This window comes from Neglectibacter sp. X4 (assembly GCF_009917365.1).
Taxonomy (GTDB): domain Bacteria; phylum Bacillota; class Clostridia; order Oscillospirales; family Acutalibacteraceae; genus Acutalibacter.
On sequence record NZ_QWLE01000008.1, the window covers coordinates 1 to 24952 of the forward strand.

24 protein-coding genes and 4 pseudogenes are annotated in these 24952 nt (G+C 49.3%); 10 read left to right on the plus strand and 18 right to left on the minus strand.

Features of this window, described 5'->3' with window-relative positions:
* Positions 1 to 70 precede the first annotated feature (70 nt).
* From D1841_RS05610 to D1841_RS05645, 10 genes and pseudogenes are all read right to left on the minus strand, one after another.
* Positions 71 to 751, minus strand: a pseudogene (locus D1841_RS05610) (VirB4-like conjugal transfer ATPase); the annotation flags it as partial.
* Positions 731 to 1144 (minus strand): annotated as a pseudogene (locus tag D1841_RS18990) (RNA polymerase sigma factor); the annotation flags it as partial. The pseudogenes D1841_RS05610 and D1841_RS18990, both read right to left, overlap by 21 nt.
* Before the next feature lie 557 nt (positions 1145 to 1701).
* Positions 1702 to 2352 carry a HAMP domain-containing sensor histidine kinase gene (locus tag D1841_RS18995; protein ID WP_347563952.1) on the minus strand — a complete coding sequence of 217 codons (651 nt, stop codon included), beginning with the start codon at positions 2350 to 2352 and terminating at the stop codon, positions 1702 to 1704.
* 15 nt (positions 2353 to 2367) lie between these two features.
* On the minus strand, positions 2368 to 3066 hold the full coding sequence (locus D1841_RS19000) for a hypothetical protein (RefSeq protein WP_237076197.1): 699 nt from the start codon (positions 3064 to 3066) through the stop codon (positions 2368 to 2370).
* The gene (locus D1841_RS05620) at positions 3057 to 3716 is read right to left on the minus strand and encodes a response regulator transcription factor (RefSeq protein WP_160642210.1); all 660 of its coding nucleotides are present in this window, start codon (positions 3714 to 3716) and stop codon (positions 3057 to 3059) included. Before D1841_RS05620 ends, D1841_RS19000 begins: the two co-directional genes overlap by 10 nt.
* Before the next feature lie 63 nt (positions 3717 to 3779).
* A complete protein-coding gene (locus D1841_RS05625) occupies positions 3780 to 4595 on the minus strand; it encodes a NisI/SpaI family lantibiotic immunity lipoprotein (RefSeq protein ID WP_160642211.1) in 816 nt (271 codons plus the stop codon).
* Positions 4588 to 5319 carry an ABC transporter permease gene (locus tag D1841_RS05630; protein ID WP_120439135.1) on the minus strand — a complete coding sequence of 244 codons (732 nt, stop codon included), beginning with the start codon at positions 5317 to 5319 and terminating at the stop codon, positions 4588 to 4590. Before D1841_RS05630 ends, D1841_RS05625 begins: the two co-directional genes overlap by 8 nt.
* Positions 5320 to 5325: 6 nt before the next feature.
* Positions 5326 to 6012: a lantibiotic immunity ABC transporter MutE/EpiE family permease subunit gene (locus D1841_RS05635; RefSeq protein ID WP_237076198.1), complete on the minus strand. Its 687-nt coding sequence runs from the start codon at positions 6010 to 6012 to the stop codon at positions 5326 to 5328.
* Positions 6013 to 6292: 280 nt separating this feature from the next.
* Positions 6293 to 6703, minus strand: a complete 411-nt coding sequence (locus D1841_RS05640) for an RNA polymerase sigma factor (RefSeq protein ID WP_160642212.1) — start codon at positions 6701 to 6703, stop codon at positions 6293 to 6295.
* Positions 6704 to 7227: 524 nt separating this feature from the next.
* Entirely contained in the window at positions 7228 to 8040 is an 813-nt protein-coding gene (locus tag D1841_RS05645) for an alpha/beta fold hydrolase (protein ID WP_160642213.1), read from the minus strand.
* A 383-nt stretch (positions 8041 to 8423) separates the two neighbouring features.
* Between D1841_RS05645 and D1841_RS19005 the strand changes: the two are divergent.
* A pseudogene (locus D1841_RS19005) lies at positions 8424 to 8627 on the plus strand (helix-turn-helix transcriptional regulator); the annotation flags it as partial.
* A gap of 67 nt (positions 8628 to 8694) precedes the next feature.
* On the opposite strand, the gene D1841_RS05655 reads toward D1841_RS19005, so the two are convergent.
* Positions 8695 to 10113 (minus strand): ParB/RepB/Spo0J family partition protein, encoded by a 1419-nt coding sequence (locus D1841_RS05655; protein WP_160642214.1) that lies wholly within the window; start codon positions 10111 to 10113, stop codon positions 8695 to 8697.
* Positions 10114 to 10313: 200 nt separating this feature from the next.
* Between D1841_RS05655 and tnpA the strand changes: the two are divergent.
* From tnpA to D1841_RS05675, 4 genes and pseudogenes are all read left to right on the plus strand, one after another.
* Positions 10314 to 10706, plus strand: a pseudogene (gene tnpA / locus D1841_RS05660) (IS200/IS605 family transposase).
* Positions 10707 to 11279: 573 nt separating this feature from the next.
* Positions 11280 to 12482 carry a Gfo/Idh/MocA family protein gene (locus D1841_RS05665; RefSeq protein ID WP_160642215.1) on the plus strand — a complete coding sequence of 401 codons (1203 nt, stop codon included), beginning with the start codon at positions 11280 to 11282 and terminating at the stop codon, positions 12480 to 12482.
* Positions 12483 to 12625: 143 nt separating this feature from the next.
* On the plus strand, positions 12626 to 12994 hold the full coding sequence (locus D1841_RS05670) for a VOC family protein (protein ID WP_160642216.1): 369 nt from the start codon (positions 12626 to 12628) through the stop codon (positions 12992 to 12994).
* 91 nt (positions 12995 to 13085) lie between these two features.
* Positions 13086 to 13913 (plus strand): sugar phosphate isomerase/epimerase, encoded by an 828-nt coding sequence (locus D1841_RS05675; protein WP_160642217.1) that lies wholly within the window; start codon positions 13086 to 13088, stop codon positions 13911 to 13913.
* Positions 13914 to 14154: 241 nt separating this feature from the next.
* Here the strand turns inward: D1841_RS05675 and D1841_RS19010 are convergent, their stop codons facing one another.
* The 7 genes from D1841_RS19010 to D1841_RS05710 form a co-directional block, all read right to left on the minus strand.
* Positions 14155 to 14487, minus strand: a complete 333-nt coding sequence (locus tag D1841_RS19010) for a hypothetical protein (RefSeq protein WP_237076199.1) — start codon at positions 14485 to 14487, stop codon at positions 14155 to 14157.
* Between the two features lie 2 nt (positions 14488 to 14489).
* Positions 14490 to 14666: a putative motility protein gene (locus D1841_RS05685; protein ID WP_160642219.1), complete on the minus strand. Its 177-nt coding sequence runs from the start codon at positions 14664 to 14666 to the stop codon at positions 14490 to 14492.
* Between the two features lie 163 nt (positions 14667 to 14829).
* Positions 14830 to 15552, minus strand: a complete 723-nt coding sequence (locus D1841_RS19750) for a copper amine oxidase N-terminal domain-containing protein (protein ID WP_207710187.1) — start codon at positions 15550 to 15552, stop codon at positions 14830 to 14832.
* Positions 15553 to 15798: 246 nt separating this feature from the next.
* Positions 15799 to 16686, minus strand: coding sequence for a hypothetical protein (locus D1841_RS05695; RefSeq protein WP_160642221.1), 888 nt, complete (start codon positions 16684 to 16686; stop codon positions 15799 to 15801).
* A gap of 32 nt (positions 16687 to 16718) precedes the next feature.
* On the minus strand, positions 16719 to 18212 hold the full coding sequence (locus tag D1841_RS05700) for a hypothetical protein (protein ID WP_160642222.1): 1494 nt from the start codon (positions 18210 to 18212) through the stop codon (positions 16719 to 16721).
* A complete protein-coding gene (locus D1841_RS05705; RefSeq protein WP_160642223.1) occupies positions 18212 to 18757 on the minus strand; it encodes a toll/interleukin-1 receptor domain-containing protein in 546 nt (181 codons plus the stop codon). Before D1841_RS05705 ends, D1841_RS05700 begins: the two co-directional genes overlap by 1 nt.
* A 215-nt stretch (positions 18758 to 18972) precedes the next feature.
* Positions 18973 to 20133 (minus strand): SpoIVB peptidase S55 domain-containing protein, encoded by a 1161-nt coding sequence (locus D1841_RS05710; protein ID WP_160642224.1) that lies wholly within the window; start codon positions 20131 to 20133, stop codon positions 18973 to 18975.
* 635 nt (positions 20134 to 20768) lie between these two features.
* Here D1841_RS05710 and D1841_RS05715 point away from each other — a divergent pair.
* The 5 genes from D1841_RS05715 (at position 20769) to D1841_RS05735 (ending at position 24802) form a co-directional block, all read left to right on the plus strand.
* Positions 20769 to 21437, plus strand: a complete 669-nt coding sequence (locus tag D1841_RS05715) for a ParA family protein (protein WP_160642225.1) — start codon at positions 20769 to 20771, stop codon at positions 21435 to 21437.
* Between the two features lie 128 nt (positions 21438 to 21565).
* Entirely contained in the window at positions 21566 to 21772 is a 207-nt protein-coding gene (locus D1841_RS05720; protein WP_160642226.1) for a 4Fe-4S binding protein, read from the plus strand.
* A gap of 27 nt (positions 21773 to 21799) precedes the next feature.
* A complete protein-coding gene (locus tag D1841_RS05725) occupies positions 21800 to 22846 on the plus strand; it encodes a 3-methyl-2-oxobutanoate dehydrogenase subunit VorB (RefSeq protein ID WP_160642227.1) in 1047 nt (348 codons plus the stop codon).
* A gap of 652 nt (positions 22847 to 23498) precedes the next feature.
* A complete protein-coding gene (locus D1841_RS05730; RefSeq protein WP_160642228.1) occupies positions 23499 to 24251 on the plus strand; it encodes a thiamine pyrophosphate-dependent enzyme in 753 nt (250 codons plus the stop codon).
* Positions 24248 to 24802, plus strand: coding sequence for a 2-oxoacid:acceptor oxidoreductase family protein (locus D1841_RS05735; RefSeq protein WP_160642229.1), 555 nt, complete (start codon positions 24248 to 24250; stop codon positions 24800 to 24802). Before D1841_RS05730 ends, D1841_RS05735 begins: the two co-directional genes overlap by 4 nt.
* Positions 24803 to 24952 lie beyond the last annotated feature (150 nt).

Consider the following 24952-nt stretch of genomic DNA (forward strand, 5'->3'; position numbering starts at 1 on the left):
CTTCTGATGAGCGGCTGAAAAATCTGATAGCCAAAAACCGTCTGCAATCCATTCACAGCAGTGAGCCAACCTTAAATTTCTGGTTATCCGCCGGGTGAAACATCCGGTGCAGGATTGCCAGACGCTCATAGCCGTCTAACGAGTGGGCGCGGACGCCCAGCACCTTGAAATTCGCCAGCACATCCGCTTCAATGCGTTCCAGGCGGGGCTTTGCTTCTTTCAGGCTGTCCGCTTCAATGCCAAAGGTGATGTACTTGGTCTTTGTCAGGCCGTTGTTCCCCCTGGCAAGCTGGCCTTTGAGCATCCCCGAATATTCCCGCCGGATGCCGTTGAAATCGTCGGCCTGCTCCGGGATATGGATGGACTTCTGGTATTCCTCCATATCGGCCCGCTGGTTGAGGAAAGAAAGCTGGACTTTGATGGAGCTGTCAAAATAGTTGAGGAAATCGCAGTAGTTCTCAAAAATCAGGTTCTTGTCCTCGTTCTGTGCAAGCTGGTAGTTCACATCGTAAAACTGGATTTGCCTGGTGAAATAGCGGTCGCCAATGATGCAGATACCGTCCCGGCACATTTCCTGGTAGGGGATGGTCTGCTGGGCGGTCTTGGGGAGCCTGCCGTCCCGCTTTGCCTTGCTGACCGATGCCGCAAGCCGCCGTTTGTCCCGGCTGCTCAGTTTCGCGTCCGGGGTCAGGCGTAGGGTGGCCTTTAAGTCAGACTTTTCTTTTTTCAGTTCCTTTTTTGCCGCTTGCAGGTTTCTTGCCTGCTTTGTCCGCCTGTACTGTATCGTGCTTCTCGACGTATTGAACAGCTCCGCAATCTCGGTATCGTTCATTCCCTCGAAGTAATACAGCAATATGGCTTTGCGCTTTTCTTCCGGCAAAGTGCGGATTGCTTCAAGCAGCAGTTTCGGGGTTATCTCTTTTCCTGCCATTTGATAACGCGGCTCGGCTTCTTCGTCTTGAAAATACTTGTCAACGGTGTAAAGCTGCCGTTCCTCATGCAAGGCAAGGTCACAAAAAGATACTTCCCGTTTCCTGCGTCGCCGGATTTCGTCGTGGGCGTTGCACGCTTCATTGTGCAGCACCCGTTTACAGAAACTTTGAAAGGCACATTGCTTTTGAAATTCTCTGCGATTAGGTTCCATGTTCTCACCTCCTTTCTCGTTGGAAAGTTGGTGGTGCTTCCCCCTTTTCGCGGGGCAATACGGCGTTTTTCAAAAACGCCGAAGATTTTTTGAAATTTCTTCAAAAAATTTTTTGAGCAGCAAAATGCGCCTGTCCGAAAAGCCCGGACAGGCGCATAGGTATTGTAAGCAGTATTTAGATGATTAGATAGTTCATATTGATAGACGTAGTTTTCCCCGGCGGTGGTCGGGCTTTTTTTGATGTGTCAATGACCGTCGGATTTTGTCGATACGGTATGTGCTTCATGGCGGCTACCTCCTTTAGCCGCCGCTATTAATAGTGAAACCGCGTCATTTCTTGAGAAGATAAAAAGAAACGGCGGCTTTGATTTCTCAAAAAGCCGCCGCGTCAAAAATGGCGTGTGAAAATACCTCTGCTGTACGACGGCTTTTTTTCTTTTGCCGTCGTGCGGCAGATTGTATTTCTATTCTTTGCCTATATGCTAAACGCTAATTTTGTGGATTTCATAAAGATTTGAAAAATAATGAGCGATACCACAGTACCGCCCACCAAATTTCTAATATGGAATTTTTATAATGACCTGTGCGCCCTTTGTCTTATCAGAATTTTTTAATATGAGCTGTCCGTTATGCTGCTTAATAATGCTGCTTGTAATATATAGTCCCATACCGAAGTGCATATTTGAGGTTCGGCTCTTATTCCCCATGAAGAATTGTTCCTGTGCATGATGTAGGGCTTCCGGCGTGAAGCCGCTTCCCTCATCTATTATAGAGATTTGTAAAAAGTCGTCCGGCTTTTGCACCTCTACATAGACTGTCCCTTTTGGTGGAGAATAATCTAACGCATTGCCTATCACATTCATAATTGCCCGTTCCAGTAGTAATTTATCCGCTTTGAAAGTTCTTAAATTTTCCCCTATTTCTATGTGTAAACAAATTTCTTTTGTAAGGCATAATGAATTTGCCTGCGCTTCAATCTGTTCCATATAATCAGCTATATCAAATTCTTCCAAATTGAGATGATACCCGGCTACTGTCCGGGATATATCAATCAGCGTCCTAATATAAACGCCCATCTGCTCGGAACTTTCTATAATATACCCGGCATATAACCGCTGTTCGTCGTCAAGCTCTGTTTCGCTTATCAAGTCGATATTTCCTTGAATGACAGTTAAAGGCGTTTTCAAATCGTGGGCAAGTGCCGCTATCTGCTCCTTTTGTAATTATTCCGCACTCCATTGTTTCTCTAAAGATGATTTCAAATTATTTTTCATATCAGAGAAAGAACATAACACATCTTCAAATTCTTTGATTTTTGAGTGTCCCACCTCAAAATCAAGATTTTGTTCTGCCACTTTTTCTGTTGCTTCAAAAAGGGGGGAGAGCTGCGCCCTCATATTTTTTGCAAACTCCGCTGTTAATATCACGCAGACCGCGATACAGTTTATCCCCATGAGGATATATAGCAGAATTTCCGGTGAGGGAAAATGATTATAGAACCATTCATTTATAAACTGGGAGCCAATGTAATATTGAAGCACCACATATTCATTTTCGCGGGTAACGAATAGATACTGCTTGTTGAGGTTTTCGTTTATCTTTCCAGATAGGGCATACTCCATAGCCCTGTCTAAATCTTCGCCCTCTAAAGACGTTTCCCGCATTTGATAATTCTTATCCAGTACGAGGTATTTGCACCCCATAGGAAGCTGTACATCTGTTAAATCCGGCGTTGCGGCAATAATGGGAACAAGATTTTTTGCGCTGCGTTCTGAATAATCCGCATAAGTAATAAAGCCCATTCTGGTTCCGGCAAGGATAAGACTAAATGGAATAGTTAGCGAAACCATTAGCCCAATCAGCAGCATACATAAAAATTTCCAAAAAGACGCTTTCAATGATGTTGGCTTTTTTATTCCCATTTGTACCCTATCCCCCAAACTGTCGCTATCGGCTGAATATCCAATTTGCTTAATTTCGCCCGGATATTTTTGATATGAGTGGAAATAGTAGAATTATCGCTGTCGCCCTCCAAGCTGAAAACAGCTTCATAAATCTGTTCTTTTGAAAATACCTGTCCTTTATTTCTTGCAAGGTATTCACAAATCAGATATTCACTTTTGGTTAGGGGAACAGGTATATTATCTACCCGTAGCTCCTTTGCGGACAAATCAATTTTTATCCGTTCAAAGGTAAGGGCTGTATGTCGTTCCCTGTGTTCTCGGCGCAAGTGGGCACTTACCCTTGCCCGTAGCTCCGCAATGCGGAATGGTTTTGTCAAATAGTCGTCTGCTCCCAGGCCAAGCCCGAATGTAATATCATTTTCCATTGTCTTAGCTGTCAAAAAGAGAATAGGGCAGTCCACCAATGAACGGATTTTATTGCAATAAGAAAATCCGTCCATATCCGGCATCATGATATCCAGTATAATCAAATCGTATCTGTTCAGCTTATCAAGCGGAACCTGTGCGGCAGACGTATAGGCAGTAATGAAATGTCCGTCTTTTTGCAGCCCATTTTTCACAAGCTCTAAAATAGTCCGTTCATCATCAACCATAAGGATTGCTGCCATAGTGTCGCCTCCTTTCGTTGCTCTTTTCGTATTATAGCACAATCCGCAAGGGCAGAAAAGCGGTCATTTCTGCTCTGCAATATAGTAGCGGTTATTTATTTTTACCGCAACCGCTTCTGTCTTATCCGTACCGTAAATCTCGTAAACATCTGCGTAAAACCATTGTTCCCGCCCCTGTCCGGCGTTTTTTCCGTCCCAGTCAATCTTGTTCAAATCTTCTTTGGACAAAGGGCGTTTCGTTTCTGTATCGAATGTAACGCTTTCCGCAAGAATATCAATCCAGTTTCCTAATTCATCATTTGATACGGTATCAGAGGTTACTTGATAAATAATCCCGTCACAAAGGAGCTGCGTTGCATTTTCGGGATTGATTTCAAACTTTCCACTCATAGACTGCTCTGTGTCCTTGAAGTCAAAGACCGTATCTGTGTCTTTGATATTTTCTTTTCCAACAGCTTTGTGATACCCTCCGTTTACATCTACAATCAGACAATCGTCAGCGTTGGGGGCTGCGTACACATTCAAGAATGGGATAATATAAGCAGCTTCCGGGGCTTTATCCGCTAAATCTGCCAACGTCCGAAAGGTAGTGGTTTCTATGTTTTCTTGAAGCAATACTTTTCCTGTTTCGTCTACCGCTACAAGCTGCCGGATATATCCAGTCCATTCCCCAAGCCCACCATTAGAAACGGTATCCTCCAAAATCGTGTAGTCGTTTCCCTTAAAGGAAAATTGCGTCACATTCTCTGCGTTCAAATAGCATTGCTCTTTATCACTGGAATATTCTTTGATTTTTTCCTGTAAAGAGCAGCCCGCAAGAGAAAAGCATACAACAAAAACAAACAGCACGACGATAAACATTTTTTCGTTTTTATTCATAATTTTTCCGTCCTTCCCAATGAGAAAACCATAATAAGGTCAGCAACAAGCCGCCTGTTGTTAATGCTGCAATCCATATTTTTTCCGTTCCATAGTTGAAAATTTGTCGGCCCAAAATATCCTTTACCCAATTCATAGACCATGAAAAGGGAATATACCTTGCTATGCCTTTCAGTTCGATATTGCTATACAAGATACATTGCAGACTTTCAAATACGCCCCAAAACAGGGATAACCCTAATCCAAATTTGAAGCTAAGGAACAGGTGCAAGATATATATTATCAAATTACAAAATGCCATCCCGGCGGCGGCTCCGATTAGCATTCCAAGCTGCACTGTATCAGCCATTCCCAAAAGATGTATGCCTACCACAAATAGCAGGCACAGAAAGAACAATGCAAATACCCCAGAACCATAAAGATAAGTTAATTTTGCAAGCATATTTTTGTGTCGGTTCGGCACAGCAAGCAGCGTTTGGAAGTGTGAAGCCTTTTCTTCCAGTGCAACATTCAGACCGACAATAACGCTTATCAACAGTGGAAAAAACGTTGTCGTAATTTCTAATATCATTTTGAGCTTTTTACTATCTGCTGTGCTGCCATACTGGGAATAGTAAGCAAGAAATAACAATGCCCCGATAGCAGGTATACAAAAATGGATAGCCCAAAACGGTGTATGCTTCGTTTTTACCTGTTCAGAACGAACCGCATAAATAAAACCCATTTCCACCTACCTCCCTTTGGAAAAATCCTTTGCGTCGGCATAGGACAAAATAAGGAACAAGAGTATTGACAACGCAATGGAAATCATAATGGCTATAGAAAATCCACAATTTCCCGCATAAGTTCCGTTTATTTCAATTCCCATAAGTGACTTTGCAAGTTTTGCCGCCCAACAATACGGTACAAACCACCATGCTATTGTATTTCCCAATGCGGTAGCAGTAGATAGAACAATTCCAAGTATTGTATTTAACACAATCGGCACAAACATTCCCGTTTTGCGCGCTAAGTACAGGCACAAAGGGATTTGCCAGACAGACGCAAGGATAATCCCGATACTTCCTGCAATGCTGTGTAAAAGAGAATATACTGCCGTTGCCGGAGCAATGATATTACTGATAGAAATAAGCAATGCTAAAAATATCGCTGAAACAAGCAGTTTTTCGACTAAGATAATGCCCTTAGCAAATTCAAATTTTGAAAGGTTCACGGGCATAGAAAATACCGAATAGTATTTCCCGGCGCTTTCTTCTTTTCTGTGTGACAAAGAACACAAAATTGCGATTGCTCCCGGAAGCAAAAACGCATACCACCAGTAAAGTGTCATGTATCGTAATTCATAGAGCGTTCCCCTCTTTCTTGATAATTTAGGGAGTGCCGCGCCCGTTTCCTTGACCTGTCCAAAGACAACCATACTCAGCGCGGCATCCCCACGCAACAGAGGAACGGCGACCCGGAGGGACAGGCGGCCAGCCTGTCCAATGGCGGATCGTGGCCGTGGGTTGTGGCCCGGCCCACCTGCGGTGCTGGTGTTTGTCGCTCGTTTTCCGTGGAGAGAAGTCACCGCGCACCCGCCGCCCGGCTCCCCGCGCTATGCTCAGGGCCGCCGCCGTTCCGTTGCGGAGAGGTTTATATTTCCCTCTCTACTAACCAAGACATTTTTGCATCAATTCCAAGTGAGGGAACAGCAAAAATCAAAAAGTTTTTTTCATGCGTTCCAAGCCCCGCTTGATAGACTGGCGGACAGACTCCTCATGCACACCCTCGGCCTCGGCAATTTCTTTGATGCTTTTGCCAAGAATGATGTGAGCATCGATCCGGCGGCCCTGGATCTCCGGCAGGGAGTTGAGTGCGTTCCAGAGCTGGACAAACCGCTCCTTGAGCTCCAGGACTTCCTGGGGAGTGGGCTCGTGCAGGCAGGCGGAGTATTCGATCCCGTCCTCACAGTCCAGGGAATATTGCGCCTTGTGCCGGGTGAGCCGCCGCTGGTAGGCCGCTTCATAGCGGACGCTGGCCCGGAGCACCTCGGCCACTTCCTCGGAAACCTCGATAAACTGATCCTGGATGTACCAGTAATAAAAATCTTTCAGATTGATGGTAGTCATTATAAACCTCCGTTTCGGTGTTGGGTGAACGAGTGACCGAAACGGGGGCTGGTGGGGAACGGCACCCTGGAGAGCCGCCCCGTACCTCTGGACAAAGTGTCCAGAAGTCGGACAAACAAAATGCGCCTGCGCGACACAAGGCCACGCAAGCGCATGAAATTATATATTCGTTTATGTACTGCCAAATTTCGCGTTTACCGCCGGACTGCTCCTGCTGAGCGGGTGGGCTTTTTTTGACAGGTTAGGGGGGCAGAAAAAGAAAAAGGACACGGCGATACCTCCCGGACACCGCCGTATCCTTAAAAAAGGGCGACTTTAACACCCCCCCGTATTCTCATTTTTTGAAAAGAAAACGGCGGCTTGAAATTTATTATTTCAAAACCGCCGCAAGGCTACTGTATTTTGTTTTGGCGCATGAATACCCAGCCGCCGAAACAACGGTTTTTTATATGCCGTTGGGCGGGCATTTATGAACATATGTCGAAAATATACATCAAGCAATTCATTAAATGTAAAGTCTGCTATTAAAAGTCCATTTTATAAATATTACGTGTAATAAACATTTCTATTTCAGCATTTACTTGTTCAGGGTTGTCGCAATTTGATAAATGTTTTGCTTTTTTTATATAATGAAGAGGATAGCCCGTGTCCTTAGACCATTTTTTACAATAGTTTTTCACCTTTCCTGTTTGATCCTTATCCCCAACAAGTATTAGGACAGGAAAAGAAAAAGTCACATCTTTGTTCTCATAAAGAAAATATTCATATGCCACTCTCATCTGTTCAGCGATTTCATTTTTTGTAAGAGGAGTTAGCATATCAATCATCTTTTGATATGAATACCGTGTTTCTGAAACTGACCATGCCATACTCTGTTTAAGCGCTTTTTCCGGAAAAAGTTTTGCGATTGTAGCAACACGCTTTAGCCACCATATATCAGATTTAGAATAATATTTGATTCCAAGAGGCGTAGTGTCTAATGCAACAAAGCCATCTACCATTTCTGGATACAAAGCAGCAAAGTGTTGACTTGGATAACCTCCCATAGACATTCCTATTAAAACAGCTTTTTCAATTTTTTCTTCTTGCAAAATATTGTGTAACACTTCTGCAGTATTACTATAAGAAAAGTTTCTAAAAGGTCTTGATAAGCCATGTAAAGGAACATCCCAAAGAATAACAGTGTAGTTTTTCTCAAAAAAATTAACTTGTCGCTCGAACATGGTATGGTCTGCTGTTACACCGTGTGTAAATACAATACAATGTAAGGGGTTTTCTTTTTTCTCGATCCAGTAGTGGACAGTTCCATCCTGAACCGTTAAGGTTTTATGTTGCATAATTTACCTCTCTGTATATGCCTTTTTCCAAAAGTTAATTAGTATGCCTATTTCGTTTTCCATTTCATCCCATATCATCTGTCCAACTCGAAACTTACTTAGCATATACCCGTCTATGGCATAAAATATCTCCGTATACATCATTTTTAAGTCAATGTCATCCCTAAAGATAGAATAATCAATTTTATCGAAAGTGATATTTTGGCTAAGAACATAATTCTCATAGTAATTTGTTATTTATTATAAGCCCGTTGACCGTTTTTGAGAAGATGGTGGTCAACAGTCATCTCAACCATACACACGAAATTAAATAGTCGGTAGTATGAAATATACAATCGTTCAAATAATAACACCTGAAATGTAAAATTACATTAGGTGATGTTATGAAGATAGAACGAGATGAACGACGATTTGATTTTCACGATATAGGGCTTGCCATCAAGCGGGCTCGGGAGGCCAGCGGGATGACACAGGAGCAACTGGCCTATATTGTTGACCGGGCTCCCCGTACCATTATGTACCACGAGAATGACGGCCAGCACCCGAGTTTTAATACTTTTTATCAGTTGGTTACAATGTTCGATATGGGGGATATATACCACCAGAGCCATGATGCGGAGGGCAGGGCCCTCGGGACAAAATGTCTCGAAGTGGTTACTTGTCCTGCTCCATCTTTTTCGGAGCCTTCGCCAGTTCGGGCGGCTGTTTCTCTTTCCACTCGTCCAGCAAAGTCATGATCTGCTCCTTCATTTTGGCGGGAGTGGCCTCCTTGCCAAAATACTTTTCCAGTTCAGCGGTAGAAATAATCACACCTCGATCCTCCTTTTTCTTTTCTGATAAGATGCCATCAATGACATCACCGTTGAGTTTTCCATCCTTGTCCAGCTCCCGGAGCTTTTTCGCCTGGGCCAGAGAGGGGGACGCCTGTTCTCCGTCAATGGAAACAGCGATCAGCCGCTGGTTTTTGGGGCGGATATAGGAAATCTCCACAGCGGGCATAAAGCCCATTTTTTTATCGTCCACCTTGTCCAGCAGTTCCGGCACAAGGGAGTTCAGACGCAGATAACGCATGACCTTTTTATAGTTCATATCGTGCGCCTCGCCCACGATCTCAACGGAGCGTTTTCCAATATCGCCCTCGGCCACATTTTTCAGCCGCCCGCCCTGGTGCTTGATGTCCTCCACTTCCAGCTCCAGCAGGGCGGCAAGTTCGCTGGGGAGCGTCTGATCCCTCTGCTTGTTGCTGTCCTTCATGGCCTGTACCGCCTCGTGGTCAGTCATTTCCCGGACGATAAAGGGCATTTCCTCCAGCCCGGCCAGCTCACAACCATGATGGCGGCGATGGCCCGCCACGATCTCATAACCGTTGCCATCCTTTTCCGGGCGGGCAAGACCAGGAACCATTACGCCGTTTGCCTTGATGGACGCTACCGTTTCCTGCATTTTGGCGTCGTCCCGCACCTTAAACGGATGGGGGCGGAATGTGTGGAATGGATGCATTTCGGAAAGCTTCAGATAGACCAGCTTTCCTTCCTCCACAGGACGGGGCGGAGCGGCTGGCTCAGGCGGAGACTGTTCCGGGGCCGGAGCCGCATTTTCGGGTGGGGCCTTTTCGGGTTCCGGGGCAGCTTTAACCTCCGCAGCCTTTTTCCCACTTCGGGACAATTTGTCTCGCTTAGTCGGCGTGGCCTCGCCGGGGGCCGCCTTATCCGCCTTGGGTGGGCGGCCCTTGCGGGGCTTCGCCGCCTCCTTGCCAGCAGGCTCCGCTTTTTCCTCTTTTGGAGGACGGCCCCGACGGGCCTTTTTCGGTTCGCCATCCCCAGCGGCAGGAGGTTCCTCCTGCGTTTTCTCCTCCGGCTCTTTTGCCGCCTCCTCTTTTTCTACCTCGGCCTGGGCTGTCTGCCGCTTTTCGTTCATCAGCTCATTGATTTTGTCAAAGGACACCACCACATCACCGGGCTCGGGCTGGGCAGGCCCCTCCTGCTGGGGTGTGGGAGCGGCGGTCTGTTCGGGTGCCGGAGCCTCCGGGAGCTTCTCCTCACCGGGGCCTGTGTTCAATTTTTCATCTGCCATTCACTATCCTCCTTTTCGTGAAAGTTGCACAATTTTGCGGGTTAAATTTCTGTGATTATTTTTCTGCCTCCTTCCGGTCTATCCACGCAAAAAAGCCGCCCGATTTGAACGCCGGACGGCTTTTTGTGTAATGTGATAGATCAAATATTATTTTTTGTGGTTCGTAGGCTCCGAAAAGCCTTGTATTTACAGCGTTCCTAATAGGAAACAATCATATAGTATTTGCTCCAAAGTACCGCAGGAAAGTATTCTACAAGGAAAAGAGGGCAGAGGTAGGAAGAATATTGAGAACGCTCTGCGAGTGGAAGAAGATAAAGATTGTAGAAGCGGAGGTGTGCCCGGATCACGTACATATGCTGTTGGAGATACCGCCGAAGGTATCGGTATCGGGCTTTATGGGGTACTTGAAGGGGAAGAGCAGCTTAATGATCTATGAGAAGTATCTGGAGCTAAAGTACAAGTACCGGGAGTTCTAGTGCCGTGGCTATTACGTAGACATGGCGGGGAAAAATGCGAAAAAGATACAGGAGTATATCCAGCACCAGATGGACGAGGATAGGGCCGGAGAACAGCAGACGATGGGAAACTTCTAAAGAATAGCCCGCTTACGGGCAGCAGGTTAAGGACAATACGCAGGTGTCAGGCCGCACCAACGTGACGTGACACGTGGCTAGTATCCGGCACTCTGCGCTGCAGAACTTCTGGCGGTTTTTGTGGCACGTTGGCTCAAACTCTTGTCTGCACCACTGGCATTTGTGCTCTGTTTCCATTCCTTATATCCTCTGATTTTCTTCATTCCTCCTTCATTATACCGCCTTCTTCCTTTCTTGCGTAGGTTCAAATCTATTTTACGCTTACATATGGAACAAATATTTATTCCATATCCAACCATGCGGTTGACCTTGCGAAAAGGCCGCTGGCCCTTTCACTTTAAAGCCCTAACTGGAAAATCAACTTATACAGCAGAACCTATTCAGAGAAAATTTACACAAAGCCGTTCCTACGGCTGGAAATTTCAGGCAAAAGGCGCTATAATAGAGACAAGCATGTAAGGCTGGCGTGTGGTTTCCCGGTTTTACATACAACCGCAAAGGGGAAATGTCTCCATTCTGGAGGCTGTACAAAGCTTCCCGGGGCGGGCATTTCCTAAAGAAAGGATGGTTTCCATGGAACAAAAGCTAGTAAGAGTTGCCATGATAGGCGTGGGCGCTATCAGCGGCATCTATCTGCAGAATATCACCCGCACCTTCCGGGAGGTAGACCTGGTGGGTGTGTGCGACTTAATCCCTGAAAGGGCTGAGAAGGGCGCGGCCTATGTGAGGGAGGAGATAGAGAAGGGCGCGCAGGTGCGGGATCCGAAAATCTACAAGGACATGTTCGAGGCCTTTAACGATCCGGAGGTGGAGGTGGTTTTAAACCTCACCCGGCCCTATGAGCACTTTGAGGTGACAAAGCAGGCCCTCCTCCACGGCAAGCATGTGTACAGCGAGAAGCCCCTGGGGGTGGACATGGAGGAGGCAAACCAGCTTATCTCCCTGGCAGAGGAGAAGGGGCTGCAAATCGGCGGCGCGCCGGACACCTTCATGGGCGCGGGCATCCAAACCGCCCGGCATCTCATTGACAGCGGCATGATAGGCGATGTGGTGGGGGCCTCCTGCGCCATGGTGTGCCATGGGCACGAAACCTGGCACCCGGATCCGGAATTTTACTACAAGCGGGGCGGCGGGCCTATGCTGGACATGGGGCCGTATTACATCACTGCCCTGGTACAGCTTCTGGGGGAAGTGAAGGGCGTAATGGGGATGACGAAGAAAACCTTCCCCCAGCGGCTTATCACCTCAGAGCCTCACCGGGGAGAAACCATCCAGGTGGACGTGGACACATGGCTTTCCGGGAACCTGGAGTTTTCAAGCGGGGCCATTGCCCAGGTGTTCACCACCTTTGACGTGCATTACACCGCCCAGGCCCGGTTTGAGGTGTATGGCACCAAGGGCAGCCTGATGGTGCCGGATCCCAACACCTTTGGCGGGCCTGTGCTCCTGCTGCGGCCCGAGGACGCGGCGGCGGCCCCCAAAACCGATCCGGGCCTGATGCGCCATGGGGTGCCGGATTTCTATGCTGGCTGGAAGGAAATGCCCCTGCTCTATGACTATCCGGAAAACAGCCGGGGCCTGGGGCTTGCGGATATGTGCAAGGCCCTGCGCACCGGGCGGGATCACCGGGCAAACTACCAGCAGCAGCGCCATGTGCTGGAGGTGATGACCAGCTTCAGCAAGTCCTGCGAGAACCGGGCCTATCTGCCCATGGAGACAAAATATACCCGCACAGCGCCTATGGAGTTAAACCCCATGCACGGCATTTTGGACTAGGGGTTGTTTGAAAAACCGCAAACACTGTTTTTGCCGAAATCCGGGGCTTTCCGTATTGGGAACCATGCGAAGCCCCCTCGAAAATCTGTATGTTCTGCTTGTGCGAACACACCTTGGAAATTATCTCGGAAGGAGGAGGCGGCATGATTCGCTTTGACCATTTTAATTTCAATGTGCTTGATCTGGAGCGGAGCCTGGCTTTTTACAAAAAAGCCCTGGGCCTGAACCCTGTGCGGGAAATCGAAGCCCCGGACGGCGCTTTCAAAATTATGTTTTTAAAGAACGAGGAAAATGATTTCAAGCTGGAGCTGACCTGGCTGCGGGACAGGGAAACCCCTTATGATTTGGGGGATTTGGAGTATCATCTGGCCTTTGTCACCGACGAGTATGAGGCGTTCTACGCCCGCCATCAGGAGATGGGCTGCATCTGCTTTGACAACACAGAGATGGGCATTTATTTCATCCAGGATCCGGACGGCTATTGGATTGAGATTGTGCCGCAGCGGCAGTGAGATGCTGAACGGAAACCTCTCGAAGGACTTGCCGCCTTTTTTCAAAAAAGGCGGGCGAAAAAACGAATTGAATAAAAAGGAGTTATAAAGTATGAAAGCAGCATATACAGGCTGGACCTGGATTGCCTCCAGGGAGCCGGAGGAAGCCAAAAAGCAGTTGGAGCAAAGCTTTAAGGAATGTAAATTTTTAGGATACGACACCGTGGAGAATTTCGCCTTTATCCGGGACTTTTTCGCGGAGAATCCCCAGGAGCTGGTGGACATGGCAAAGCGCTGCGGGGTGGAGCTGGTGAACCTGTACGGGCACTTCACCCTGGACGTGGAGGAATCCCTGCGCATTGCCATGGAGCAGGTGGATTTCCTTTCCGCCATTGGCGGCAAGTGGTATAACTGCCAGCATGGCGGCTTTGGGGAGGAGCCATATGAGCGGCCCACCAACCCGGAAATGCTGGACAAAATTTGTGAAATTGCCAACCGCCTGGGAGAATATGCCAAAGGAAAAGGCGTGACCGTGTGCTTCCATCCCCATTTTGGCACCTGCGTGTTCTCTCAAAGCGACATCGACTATTTTGCCGCCCACACAAAGCCGGAGTATGTGTCCTTCTGCCTGGATACCGCCCACACCACACTGGCGGGCATAAACCCGGCGGCGCTTATCCGGCAGTATGGGGACAGGATTGCCTTTATGCACTTGAAGGACGTGGACACCTATGCCCTCAGCAAAGCGGAGGGCCGGGAGAAGATGGCCTCTTTCCGGGCGCTGGGCCATGGCACAGTGGATTTCCCCGCTGTAAAGGCTGCCCTGGAGGAAGCCGGCTTTGACGGGGTGCTCTGCGTGGAGCTGGACAGGCCCGAGGTGTGCAACTTCCACTCCGCAGAGGTTTCCCGCATCTACCTGCGGGACGTGCTGGGGGTTTAACCTAATTAACAGTGAAAACAGAAAGCAGGAAAGCCCGGATTTTCCCGGCTCTCCTGCTTTTTTGCGGTTTTAGGGCGTGTTCACATAAGATGAGTATGTGGATTTTTGAGCAGGTTTTTGGCAGAATCAAGTCAAAAATTCGCAGATGTACTTGCGTACCTCAAGAATTTTTGGCGAAGAAGATGGCAAAAAACCGCCAAAAAGACGCTTGCAAGCGCTTATGTGAACACGCCCTAAGGGGTTATGCCTTCTGCCCGATAGCAATAGCCTTGCGGTTAAAGTCCAGCATATTGGCCTTCTTGGGCGGGATGCACTTCTGGATGGCATGGTTCAGGGTTTCCTCTGTGCAGAAATGGTAGTCGCCCCCGGCACAGCACACCTCCTGGAACAGCTTCCCGATAAGGATCATGTTGGAAAGGCCTTTCAGGCCGTTTTCTCCTATGGTAACCCCCAGCAGAAGAATATAGCCGCCAATCCAGACATTATTCTCTATCTCTAGCGGACGTGCATTGGATCTGCTATAGAAAAGCCCGCCAGCCTTAAGAAAAAGGCGGCGGGCTTTTGTACAGTACAAACTCAGACGCGGATATCGAAATTATAGGGGCTGGGAGGGGGCAACATTTCCTGCAGCTCCTGCAGAGCCAGCTCTTCGGTATCCATCATCTTTTTGGTGACAGCAATGGCATAATTCTGCTGAAACATCGCAGCGCTCATGCTCATGCTGGCAGAAGCGATGCTGTTCATCATGTCCATAGCCAAAACCTCCTTATAATGTACTCACTGTTATTATAGGCTTTTGCACTTGGAAAGTCAAGCAACAATATGACGTGGGGCGTGTCCGGAAAGGAACAGGATTATTATTTAACAAAAAGGGAAGGCTCCCCAAAGCCGGGAGCCTTTGCGAGGCATACGTCTATCACAGGCCAGGAACAATTTCTGTACCTTTAGAATAGGGGGACAGCCTTTCGTCTACCGCCTGGATGGTAAGGGGGCCGAAGTTATGGTCGATGCTGGAGCTAATCAACAGGATATTGTGTGCAGGACGCCAATAGAAATGGAGTCCCAGCAGCGCCGAGAATGCCTGGGCGTCTATGTACATTTTGGTATCTGCTGTGATGGTGGGAAGGCCGCTTAGCAGCGTTGCTTTCTCACCGTTGATAGATACTTCGGCGGATTCTTCGGACAGCCTTATCTCATTCCCGCCCAAATAGATTACTGCCTGCTGGCTTTCAGAGTCCCAGTCCAAAGTCCCGCCAAAGGCAGAAAAAGTATCCCGAACAGGCAAGTACGGACGCCCATCCTGAAATAAAGGGGCGGAATCCAGCTTTTCCAACTGACCCTTTTTCAAAATATAAGTACGGTTGGTTTTCATGAAAACACTGTTCTGGATGATTCTCTCTGGGGCGGTGTACCAGCCATGCGCCTCAGCCTGCTCCACGAGCTTAGATTCTAATTGAAGGTACAGCTTTCCGCCTTTTGCAATAGGAGCGTCCATAGATCCCGCCAAAGAAGGTATGACACCAACAAAAAGCACAGCGGCCAGATACAGGGCCGAAACCAGAAGCACGGAGGTCTTTGCGTGGAGCCAGCGTGTGTGCCAACGGGTCAGGCCAGCGTCTATTTTTTCAGTCGCATGCACGATCCCGTTTTCCATGTCGTAAAAAATGCCGCCGTGTTTTTTGTGGAGCACATTGATAGGGAATTCTATGAGGATATAGAGTCCCCGCAGGAGCTTGTCTAACAAAAAAGGAATAAAGGACAGTAACCGCAAAAGATACTTTTCCACCAAGAGTCCCAACAGGAAGACTATTAAAAAAAGGACACATGCTGTACGCCCTGCCAGAGACCAGGATAAAAAGGTTTCTATGTATACATTTAAATTCATTTATTCATCCTCTTTATACATTGCATCTATCAGGTTGCCATCCTCATCATTTTCAGATGTATTTTCAGGTGTCTGCTCCGTCAAAAGATTTGTACCAACAATACGTCTCCGGGCATACGCCTTGGTTTCCGCATCTGTCAGGATATCGCTGTCGCGCAAAGCTTGTGCCTGCTGGAGATCTGTCCGGAACTGGTCATCTTTGTATTCTTTGATCTTCTGGTATGCTTCCTCTTCTGTCATCCGCCCTTCGACCACAGCTACTCTCAATGCCTCTGGCAGGTCTGTTGGCAGGGACGCAGTGAGATCCCGTGCGTTCCGTTTTAGCTGCATATCTAACTGCTGTTTGCTGCTCCTTTCTACGTATACTTCCGCCTTTTTGTCCGGCTCTGCCAGCACAATGGATATGTTGTAGGAAAAGCCCGTAGAGTCATCAAAATTGTTGTAAACAGAAAGCTTGGCAGTCAATTCCTCATCCATGCCTTCATAGTCCAGAATACTGTATTTGCGCGTAATCTTTCGGACGTCCATGGAGAAAAGGTTTTCAAAATAAGCGCTTATATCCAGGTTCCGGTTTGTGTAGAATGTGAGAGGCCTTTCTACCTGGATAACCGCCTTTATATACACAGAGAAAGAATACGCCGCTTCCTTGCCTGGGGAGGGAAAATGAACTTCCTGCAGGTAAGGCCTGGTGGATATCTCCACCAGGCGGGTGTACCGCCCCTGCCGCAATTCCTTTGTAGTTGTCCGGTCTGTTACCAGCAGGTCACCATTAACCCCTCCAGTCAGAATAAACGCAGAACCCTCTTTACGGAAGTTTGGAATCTTTGGGAAAAAACCGGTCTGATAGGGTTCGTCTTTTAAAATCAAGGCGTTTTCAAATTCAGTCATGAGAATATTTCCTCCAATCATGTATGCAACCGTTATCTATGCAGCAGTTTCAAGATGCGGGCTGAAGCGCTGCATGAACATTCTTTTAAGATATCCAGCACATCATTCCGGTACAGGGGAGCGGACTGTATTAAATTAATGAAATAGGCAGCTATATGCTTTATTAGCTGGTCAGAAACCTTATAGCCAGAAATTTCTTCCAGATATAGTTTTAAAACAGTGAAAAGCCATTGTCGAGTGAGATAGTTTGCCAACACCTGGGCAATTACAGAGGAGAGAGAACCCTGCTGTGCGGGGGTATCACATGCGACGAAATATAACTCCGGCGACAGCTTTTCCACACTGTAATAACTGTTCGTCACCATCATCAGGTAGAATTGTGCTGTCAATTCCTTCTCCCTTTTGTGAAGATTCCTGGCAGTCATCTGGGTATGTAACAGTTCACAAAGCATCTGCCGGGCATGGGCGGAATAAGAGAAAATTTTAACTAATAGGGAAGCTTCCTTATGGTCACAGAAATATATCTTCTCTCTCAGCCTTTCCTGCAATTGGGTTTTCAAATCCGTATATTTTTCCGGCATGTCCAGCCCAGCATAGGAAAACAAAGCCGACTTCCACAGCCACCCGCTATTCGACCATGCCCACCTGAGCAATAAACTATGGGCATTATCTTTCATGTATGGGTCTTTGACCAAAAAGCACACTAGCATACCCAAAAAGAACATATTGTCTGGATTGGATTCTAATTTGGGAAACACCTCTCTTTTTGCATCGTCAAAATCTAATGAAATAATTTTGGAAAAAGCGCCTATAATTTGCTGGAGGTCAAAGGTTGTCCGGTATTTATGGATGTGGTTTACCTCTACCAGCCAGGAAATAATGGGGCTTCGCAAGGCAGGGAATTGCGTCCAGATATTAGACAATATCTGTTTTGATCTCCCGCCAAAGCCCACACAGCTCTGGCCGTCATCGCGGGTAAAGGATTTGGCGCCTATCACTGTCAGTTTGGACTGCAGGGAAAGGTATGGGTTGTTTCGGTGTTCATTTGTTTTCTTGCCCTCGTCATCCGTTTCTTCCACATCTGGCAGGAAACGGATCAGGTTATTCTCAATATTGGGCAGATCGTTTATTGTGACTACATCAAATACAGCCAGCGTAACCGCTAAAGCCAAGTATTCCCCATTGCGGTATTCTTCTATAAACCTTGCGCAGCCTTCTGGCGTTTCCAAAGCAAAGGACACGGCTTTTTTTGCCTGGGGAACATCCGGGTTCTCTTTATATTGCGGGGTGCTGCCCATATTAAGCGTGTTGATAAAAATTTGCCTTTCGGCAACATTCCCTGACGCGTCTAAGTTCTGGAAAGCACGTTTCGCTTCTTGCAGTTTTTCCGGGCTGTCAGGAAAACCGGGGGGCTGGCCATCGGCTTTTGGTTCGCGTGCATTGGCTGAAGCCTCAGGAGGCTGCTGGGGACGGTCTGCCCCGCTTTCTTGTGTACCGCCGCCTGTGTTGGGAATACTCGTATCCATTAATCATCCTTCTTTCCAAGATTAAGCTCGTTAATAGATAATATAACCCCAGCCGTATTGTCATGGATATTCATGGTATTCTTTGAATAAGCGGGAGGTGCTGCAGTTTTAGGCACTGGAACAGACTGCCTGTCTAGTTTTATGCGGTTTGCTATAAGAGAAGCAATTTCAGCCCCATTGCTAGAACAGAAATAATTCGTGCTGTTTGGATCGAACAATTTTTCTGGCAGAGGCGTGCCGTCTAAATAAATAGGAATAACCTTTCCGTCTCCATGATGCTTGCTAAAAGCAATGGATGCCTCTTCCATAGGAACCTTCTTCGCCACGTAATCTTTGGTGACAAACAAGGCGGCATACTCGGCCTCTACCCCAAATATCCGATAGAAAATTTCGCGCTGGTTTTGCCCGCTAAGCACGGTTTGCGCCTCTGGGGATTCGGCAAAAAAAGCATGTATATTTTCGGCCTTCAAATAGTGATATACCATATCTGCGATATCTTTATTTTCTGTAGCATAGGATAAGGCTATGTCATAGCGGTATTCCACAGTAATTCCTCCCAGATGTTTTCATGTTTATAAAGCGCTTATTAGCTTTTGAGGTCTTTTTTAAGGATCAAACCATTTCTTTTTAAATACTTTACTACTTTTTTCGACAAAATTCAAGAGATTAGCCTGCAAAAAACAAAAAGTTCTTCCAGTTTGCTAAAAACAGCAGGATATCCGGGCACTCCTCCGAATGCCCGGATATCCTGTCCGTATTTTTACGCTGCGTCATGCTCCTGGACAGACTGGCTGGCAATGGCCCTGCCCTGTTCCACCATGGTCTGGGCAAAAATCCCATACCCCATAGCCGGATCCTCTGTAAACACATGTGTTACAGCCCCTGCAAGTTTCCCGTTCTGCAGGATAGGCGCGCCGCTCATTCCCTGCACAATGCCTCCCGTAGCTTCCAGGAGCCGGGGATCTGTCACCCGGAGCACAAGGTTTTTGGTGGGCTGGTCGCGGCTGGCGATCCCCTCAATTTTTGCCTCGTAGAGCCTGGGGCCGTTTTCGTCGATGCTCAGGAGAAGCTTTACCGCCCCCTCCTGTACCTCTTCCCGGGGCAGCACAGCCAGGGCCGTCCCTGCAGGCGGGGTGTCCAGAGTGCCGTATACGCCGGTTTCGTTATTGGCAAGAAGCCTGCCTAAGGACTCATCGGAAGAAAAATATCCCCGGAGCTGGCCCGGGCTTTGGGGCTGGCCTTTTGTCACCCCGCAGAGGGTGATGGGGGCTGGTTCGCCGCTTTTCAGGGCCATCACGCCTCCCGCGTCCATATCGCATATGCCGTGGCCCAGGCCCGCGAACATGCCGCTTTGGGGATCGTAAAAGGTGAGGGTGCCCACGCCGGCGGCGCTGTCCCGCACCCAGATGCCGGTTTTAAAGGCCCCTTCGCCGTATACAGGGTTCACAGTGGCTTCAAACTGTTCTTCCCCCCGCTTCACCAGAAAGCGGATGGGCTTGCCGCCGCTTACCCCGATATACTTTGCCAGGGCGGCGTTGCTCTGGATTTCCATACCGTCTGCCTCTACCAGATAGTCCCCAGGCAGCAGCCCCGCTTCAGCAGCCGGGCAGCACACTCCGTTTTCCGTGTAGATGTCTGACAGGGAGGCCACAATTACCCCGTCTGTAAAAAGCTTAATGCCAAAGGCAGAGCCAAGGGGAATGACGGAAAGCTCCCCGCTGTCCGCCGCAGCCGCAGCCGGGGCCGCAGGCTTGTCATAGCTTTGCTCCCCGTTAAAAGCCGAGGCCTCCAGGGCTTGGGCCGCTCCCGGGCCCATAAGCCCCAGGGTGCCCAGCATGCACACCGCTGTAAGCCCTACGCTGAGGGAAAAGAACCGCACCGCCCTGCAAAAGGTTCCCAGCCCTTTTTTCATTGGTTTCATGGTTTCAAAGCTCCTTTCCGGGGTAAAATTGAAAACAAAAACAAGCCGCTTGTTTTCGCCCCGCATTTACCTTTTGCAAAAACAGCCCTTTTTATTTTGGCAATTAAAAACGCCCCTGCACACAGAATGCAGGAGCGAGAATTTTTGGTCTGCCGCATCTATCGGGCGTTGGCGCCAGGCTGGCTGCTGCCAAGCCTTTGCCCGATAGAAGGGACAGTAAGTTAGAAAAAATTTGAAAAAGAGTGAGATGATATTTTATGTTTCCGGTTCACCGTTTTGTTTGACTTCCCTTCATGTATCACTTCCTTTCTTGATGCTGACAGTATTGTACCCCATAATTATGAAGGGGGATTCACGATTATTTGAAGTTTTCGTAAGTAAATTGTGAACGCTCTTTGAATGAATTATACAGTTTGCCGAATTTCCAGAAAAACCCTGTGATTTAGCCGTTTAAAGCGGCATTTTCTGTTGAACCGCCGGGCTTTTTGTGGTATGATTTTATAGTTAACACAGTTCAAAAGAGGCAGAATGCCTCTTTTGAACCAGGCGGCTGAGCCGCCTGGCTTGAAAAGCGGGATGTACCGGTTTTCAAGTGCGTTTACTATAATACGCCCAAGGCAGAAGGAGGAGACGCTATGGACATCCTGACGCACCGCATCACCATTATCTGCGGCCATTATGGCTGCGGCAAAACCAATCTGGCCCTGAACCTGGCCCTGGAGGCGGCGGAGCAGGGGGGGCCTGTCACCGTGGTGGATTTGGATATTGTAAATCCCTACTTCCGATCTTCTGAATACAGAGGGCTGCTAAGCAGCTCCGGCGTCCGGCTTATCGCCCCGGTGTTTGCCGGAACCACCCTGGATACGCCTACCCTGCCCCCGGAAATCTCCTCCATTTTTGAGGAGGATGCTGGAAAAGTGTTTATCGACGCCGGCGGGGATGACGCGGGGGTTACCGCCCTGGGCGGGCTGCACCAGCGGCTTACCGCGGCAGGCTATGCCATGCTGTATGTGATAAACCGCTACAGGGCCTTATCCCAGACCCCGGAGGAAGCGGCAGCGCTGCTGAAAGAGATTGAAGGTGCCTGCCGGCTGAAGGCCGGAGGGATTGTGAACAACTCCCACCTGGGGGCGGAAACGCAGATGCAGGATGTGCTGGAAGCCCTGCCCTTTGGAGAGAAAACAGCGGCGCTGACCCATCTGCCCCTGCTTTTTTCCACTGTGCCGGATTTCGCCGCCATGGGCGGCAGCGTGCCGGAAGGTTTCAAGTCCATAAAAAGGCTCGTGACCTTCGCGTGGGAATAAGCGCTGCACTATACCCATATAACAAATACACAATATGTAAAAGTGATTTTAGGATCAACCCCTTTTTTAAAAGGGGTTGCAGGGTTTGGGACAGAGTCCCAATGTCTTAGACAGAAGGAGGGAAGAATATGGCTAGGATACTTGTAGACGAGAAGGTGTGCAAGGGCTGTTCCATGTGCGTAAACGCCTGCCCGCTGCACCTCATCGCGCTGTGTACAGATGTGCTCAACAGCAAGGGCTACCACCCCGCCAGGCTGATGGAGCCGGAAAAGTGCGTGGGCTGCGCCGCCTGCGCAACCATGTGCCCGGACACGGCTATCACCGTAGAAAAGTAAAGCATATTGGGAAAGGAAGAATACTCTATGAAGGTTTTGATGAAAGGCAACGAGGCCTTGGCTGAAGCCGCCATCCGGGCGGGGTGCCGCCACTTTTTCGGCTACCCCATCACCCCCCAGACAGAGCTTGCGGCCTATATGTCCAAGCGTATGCCGAAAATAGGCGGTACATATTTACAGGCTGAATCGGAAATTGCCGCTGTGAACATGGTGCTGGGGGCTGCTGCCGCCGGCGTGCGGGCCATGACCTCCTCCTCCTCCCCTGGCGTGAGCCTGAAGGGCGAGGGCATCTCCTATATGGCGGGTTCCGACCTGCCCGCCCTGATTATCAATGTCCAGCGTGGCGGCCCGGGCCTGGGAGGCATCCAGCCCAGCCAGGCGGACTACTGGCAGGCTACCAAGGCCACAGGCCATGGGGATTTCCAAATCCTGGTGCTGGCCCCCTCCACCGTGCAGGAAATGGTGGACTTGGTGTCCGACGCCTTTGACTTAGCCGACAAATACCGTATGCCCGCCATGATTCTGGCAGACGGCATGCTGGGCCAGATGATGGAGCCTGTCTCCCTGCCGGAAGAGGGGGAAAAGGCCCTGGCGGAGAAGCCCTGGGCCGCCTGCGGCCATGAGGGCAAGCGTGCCCATAACATTGTAAACTCCCTGTACCTGACCCCCGACAAGCTGGAGGAGCTGGTAAAGGAGCGCTTTGCCCGGTATGAAACCATCAAGCAGAACGAGCAGCGGGCGGAGGAATACATGGTTGATGACGCGGACGTGGTGGTGGTAGCTTACGGCGCCTCCTCCCGCGTGGCCCGGGGCGCTGTGAACAAGGCCCGGGAAATGGGCCTGAAGGCCGGGCTTATCCGGCCCGTCACCCTGTGGCCCTTCCCCACAGACGCTTTAAACCGCGCCGCGGCCCATGTGAAGAACTTCCTGGTGGTGGAGATGAGCATGGGCCAGATGGTAGACGATGTGAAGCTTGCCATAGGCTGCCAGAAGCCCGTCTGCTTCTATGGCCGCACCGGCGGCATGATCCCCACCCCCGCCGAGGTGCTGGAGCAGATAAAAGCCCTGGTGTAACACAAATTTGACAAAAAAACAGAGTATGCTATAATAAAAACGCCCCCCCTTTGCGGGGCGGGCGTTGCTACATACTATTAAAGGCGGTTAGTCACCCCGGAAGGGGGTGATGCATCTCTCTCATTTTAACGTGAAGGGAGGTGGCGCGCTATGGGAGTAAAGCTGCTGCGTTTTGCAGTATGCCTGCTGGTTGCTTTCGCAATCATCTTGTATTTTGCTCCAAAAGCGTGCTAGCCGCCCGGATAGCCCCCGGACGGCCAGCAATTCATTAGCCAGTTAAGGGACTAGCCGCCGTGCAGCAGCGCCCTTCTGTAATATATTATAGCAGAATCCCCTGTTTTGTCAAGGCACCTGCTTTGGAGGCTTGCCAGATGTTTGAATTCCTATTTGAATTTTTGGCTGACTTTGTAAGAACCTGTATTCATAATCGAAATTGCCGGATGAGCGGGGATTTTTGAAGCCAATCAAGGCAAATGTTCGCAGCAAGGCTGTCGCCTTGCAAGAAAATTTAACATAGAGTGGCTTCAAAAAGGCCGCTTAGACGGTGGTTACAGGTTGTGAATACAGGTTCTAAGTGAGCTGCTTTCGGCTGGCGTGGTTCGCTGCTTCAGCCGGAAACCTAAAACAAAACAAGAAAGGATGCTTTGAATATATGCAAACCGTATTCCAAAAGCCGTCTGTCCTGACAGACGTGCCTATGCACTACTGCCCCGGCTGCACCCATGGCATCGTCCACCGGCTGGTGGCCCAGGCTTTGGAGGAGCTGGGCGCAGAGGGAAAAGCCGTAGGCGTGGCCTCTGTGGGCTGCTCTGTTATGTGCTACGATTATTTTAGCTGCGACATGGTGCAGGCTCCCCACGGCAGGGCACAGGCCGTTGCCACAGGCTTGAAACGGGCCAAGCCTGAAAATGTCATCTTCACCTACCAGGGCGACGGTGACCTTGCCGCCATCGGCACTGCCGAAACAGTACACGCCGCCACCCGGGGAGAAAACATCACCGTTATCTTTATCAACAACGCCATTTACGGCATGACCGGCGGGCAGATGGCCCCCACCTCCCTGCCCGGGCAGGTTACCCAGACCACCCCTTACGGCCGCGACACCAACACCGCCGGGTATCCTGTGAAGGTGTGCGAAATGCTGTCCACCCTGGACGGCGTGGCCCTGGCCCAGCGGGTGACAGTGAACAACGTGAAGAACGTGAACATTGCCCGGAAAGCCATTAAGAAAGCCTTCCAGAACCAGCTTGAGGGCAAGGGGTATTCTATTGTGGAAGTGCTCTCCACCTGCCCCACCAACTGGGGCCTGTCCCCCATTGAAGCCTTAAAGTGGCTGGAGGACAACATGCTGCCTTACTATCCCCTGGGCGTGTACAAGGACATAGAGGGGGGCGTAAAGAAATGAAAGATTTAAATATCGTTTTTGCTGGCTTCGGCGGCCAGGGTGTGCTGTTCGCTGGGAAAGTAGCAGCTTACGCCGGCCTGCTGGAGAACAAGGAAATCTCCTGGCTGCCCTCCTATGGCCCGGAAATGCGGGGGGGCACTGCAAACTGCAGCGTCTGCATTTCCGACGAGCCTATCGGCTCTCCCCTGGTGACAGCCCCCAATGTGCTGGTGGCCATGAACCTGCCCTCCCTGGACAAGTTTATCGACACAGTGGAGCCGGGGGGCACGGTGCTCATTGACAGCTCCCTCATTGACAAGAAGGTGGAGCGCACCGACGTAACCGTATACTACGTGCCCTCCTCCGCCCTGGCAGAGGAAAACGGCCTGAAAGGCCTTTCCAACATGATCCTCATCGGGAAGCTGTTCCAGGAGGTGTGCTGTGCCGGGGGCGAATACCATTTCTGCACAGAGGAAACCCTGGACCATGCCATCCAGAAGTGCATCCCGCCCAAGAAGGCCAATATGCTGGATTTTAACCGCAAGGCCATTGCCATCGGGCAGAAGGCATAACCCCTTAGGGCGTGTTCACATAAGCGTTTGCAAGCGTCTTTTGGGCGGTTTTTTGCCATCTTCTTCGCCAAAAATTCTTGAGGTACGCAAGTACATCTGCGAATTTTTGACTTGATTCTGCCAAAAACCTGCTCAAAAATCCACATACTC

What these genes read in the sequence shown, in the direction of transcription:
- D1841_RS05645 (WP_160642213.1), bottom strand. Translation starts at nt 8,040, where the DNA reads ATGCAACATAAAACCTTAACGGTTCAGGATGGAACTGTCCACTACTGG.
- D1841_RS05625 (WP_160642211.1), bottom strand. Translation starts at nt 4,595, where the DNA reads ATGAATAAAAACGAAAAAATGTTTATCGTCGTGCTGTTTGTTTTTGTT.
- D1841_RS05670 (WP_160642216.1), top strand. Translation starts at nt 12,626, where the DNA reads ATGATTCGCTTTGACCATTTTAATTTCAATGTGCTTGATCTGGAGCGG.
- D1841_RS05735 (WP_160642229.1), top strand. Translation starts at nt 24,248, where the DNA reads ATGAAAGATTTAAATATCGTTTTTGCTGGCTTCGGCGGCCAGGGTGTG.
- D1841_RS05630 (WP_120439135.1), bottom strand. Translation starts at nt 5,319, where the DNA reads ATGGGTTTTATTTATGCGGTTCGTTCTGAACAGGTAAAAACGAAGCAT.
- D1841_RS05675 (WP_160642217.1), top strand. Translation starts at nt 13,086, where the DNA reads ATGAAAGCAGCATATACAGGCTGGACCTGGATTGCCTCCAGGGAGCCG.
- D1841_RS05720 (WP_160642226.1), top strand. Translation starts at nt 21,566, where the DNA reads ATGGCTAGGATACTTGTAGACGAGAAGGTGTGCAAGGGCTGTTCCATG.
- D1841_RS05710 (WP_160642224.1), bottom strand. Translation starts at nt 20,133, where the DNA reads ATGAAACCAATGAAAAAAGGGCTGGGAACCTTTTGCAGGGCGGTGCGG.
- D1841_RS05665 (WP_160642215.1), top strand. Translation starts at nt 11,280, where the DNA reads ATGGAACAAAAGCTAGTAAGAGTTGCCATGATAGGCGTGGGCGCTATC.
- D1841_RS05725 (WP_160642227.1), top strand. Translation starts at nt 21,800, where the DNA reads ATGAAGGTTTTGATGAAAGGCAACGAGGCCTTGGCTGAAGCCGCCATC.
- D1841_RS05685 (WP_160642219.1), bottom strand. Translation starts at nt 14,666, where the DNA reads ATGGACATGATGAACAGCATCGCTTCTGCCAGCATGAGCATGAGCGCT.
- D1841_RS05715 (WP_160642225.1), top strand. Translation starts at nt 20,769, where the DNA reads ATGGACATCCTGACGCACCGCATCACCATTATCTGCGGCCATTATGGC.
- D1841_RS05635 (WP_237076198.1), bottom strand. Translation starts at nt 6,012, where the DNA reads ATGGTTGTCTTTGGACAGGTCAAGGAAACGGGCGCGGCACTCCCTAAA.
- D1841_RS05695 (WP_160642221.1), bottom strand. Translation starts at nt 16,686, where the DNA reads ATGACTGAATTTGAAAACGCCTTGATTTTAAAAGACGAACCCTATCAG.
- D1841_RS05730 (WP_160642228.1), top strand. Translation starts at nt 23,499, where the DNA reads ATGCAAACCGTATTCCAAAAGCCGTCTGTCCTGACAGACGTGCCTATG.
- D1841_RS05700 (WP_160642222.1), bottom strand. Translation starts at nt 18,212, where the DNA reads ATGGATACGAGTATTCCCAACACAGGCGGCGGTACACAAGAAAGCGGG.
- D1841_RS05655 (WP_160642214.1), bottom strand. Translation starts at nt 10,113, where the DNA reads ATGGCAGATGAAAAATTGAACACAGGCCCCGGTGAGGAGAAGCTCCCG.
- D1841_RS19000 (WP_237076197.1), bottom strand. Translation starts at nt 3,066, where the DNA reads ATGGGAATAAAAAAGCCAACATCATTGAAAGCGTCTTTTTGGAAATTT.
- D1841_RS05620 (WP_160642210.1), bottom strand. Translation starts at nt 3,716, where the DNA reads ATGGCAGCAATCCTTATGGTTGATGATGAACGGACTATTTTAGAGCTT.
- D1841_RS05640 (WP_160642212.1), bottom strand. Translation starts at nt 6,703, where the DNA reads ATGACTACCATCAATCTGAAAGATTTTTATTACTGGTACATCCAGGAT.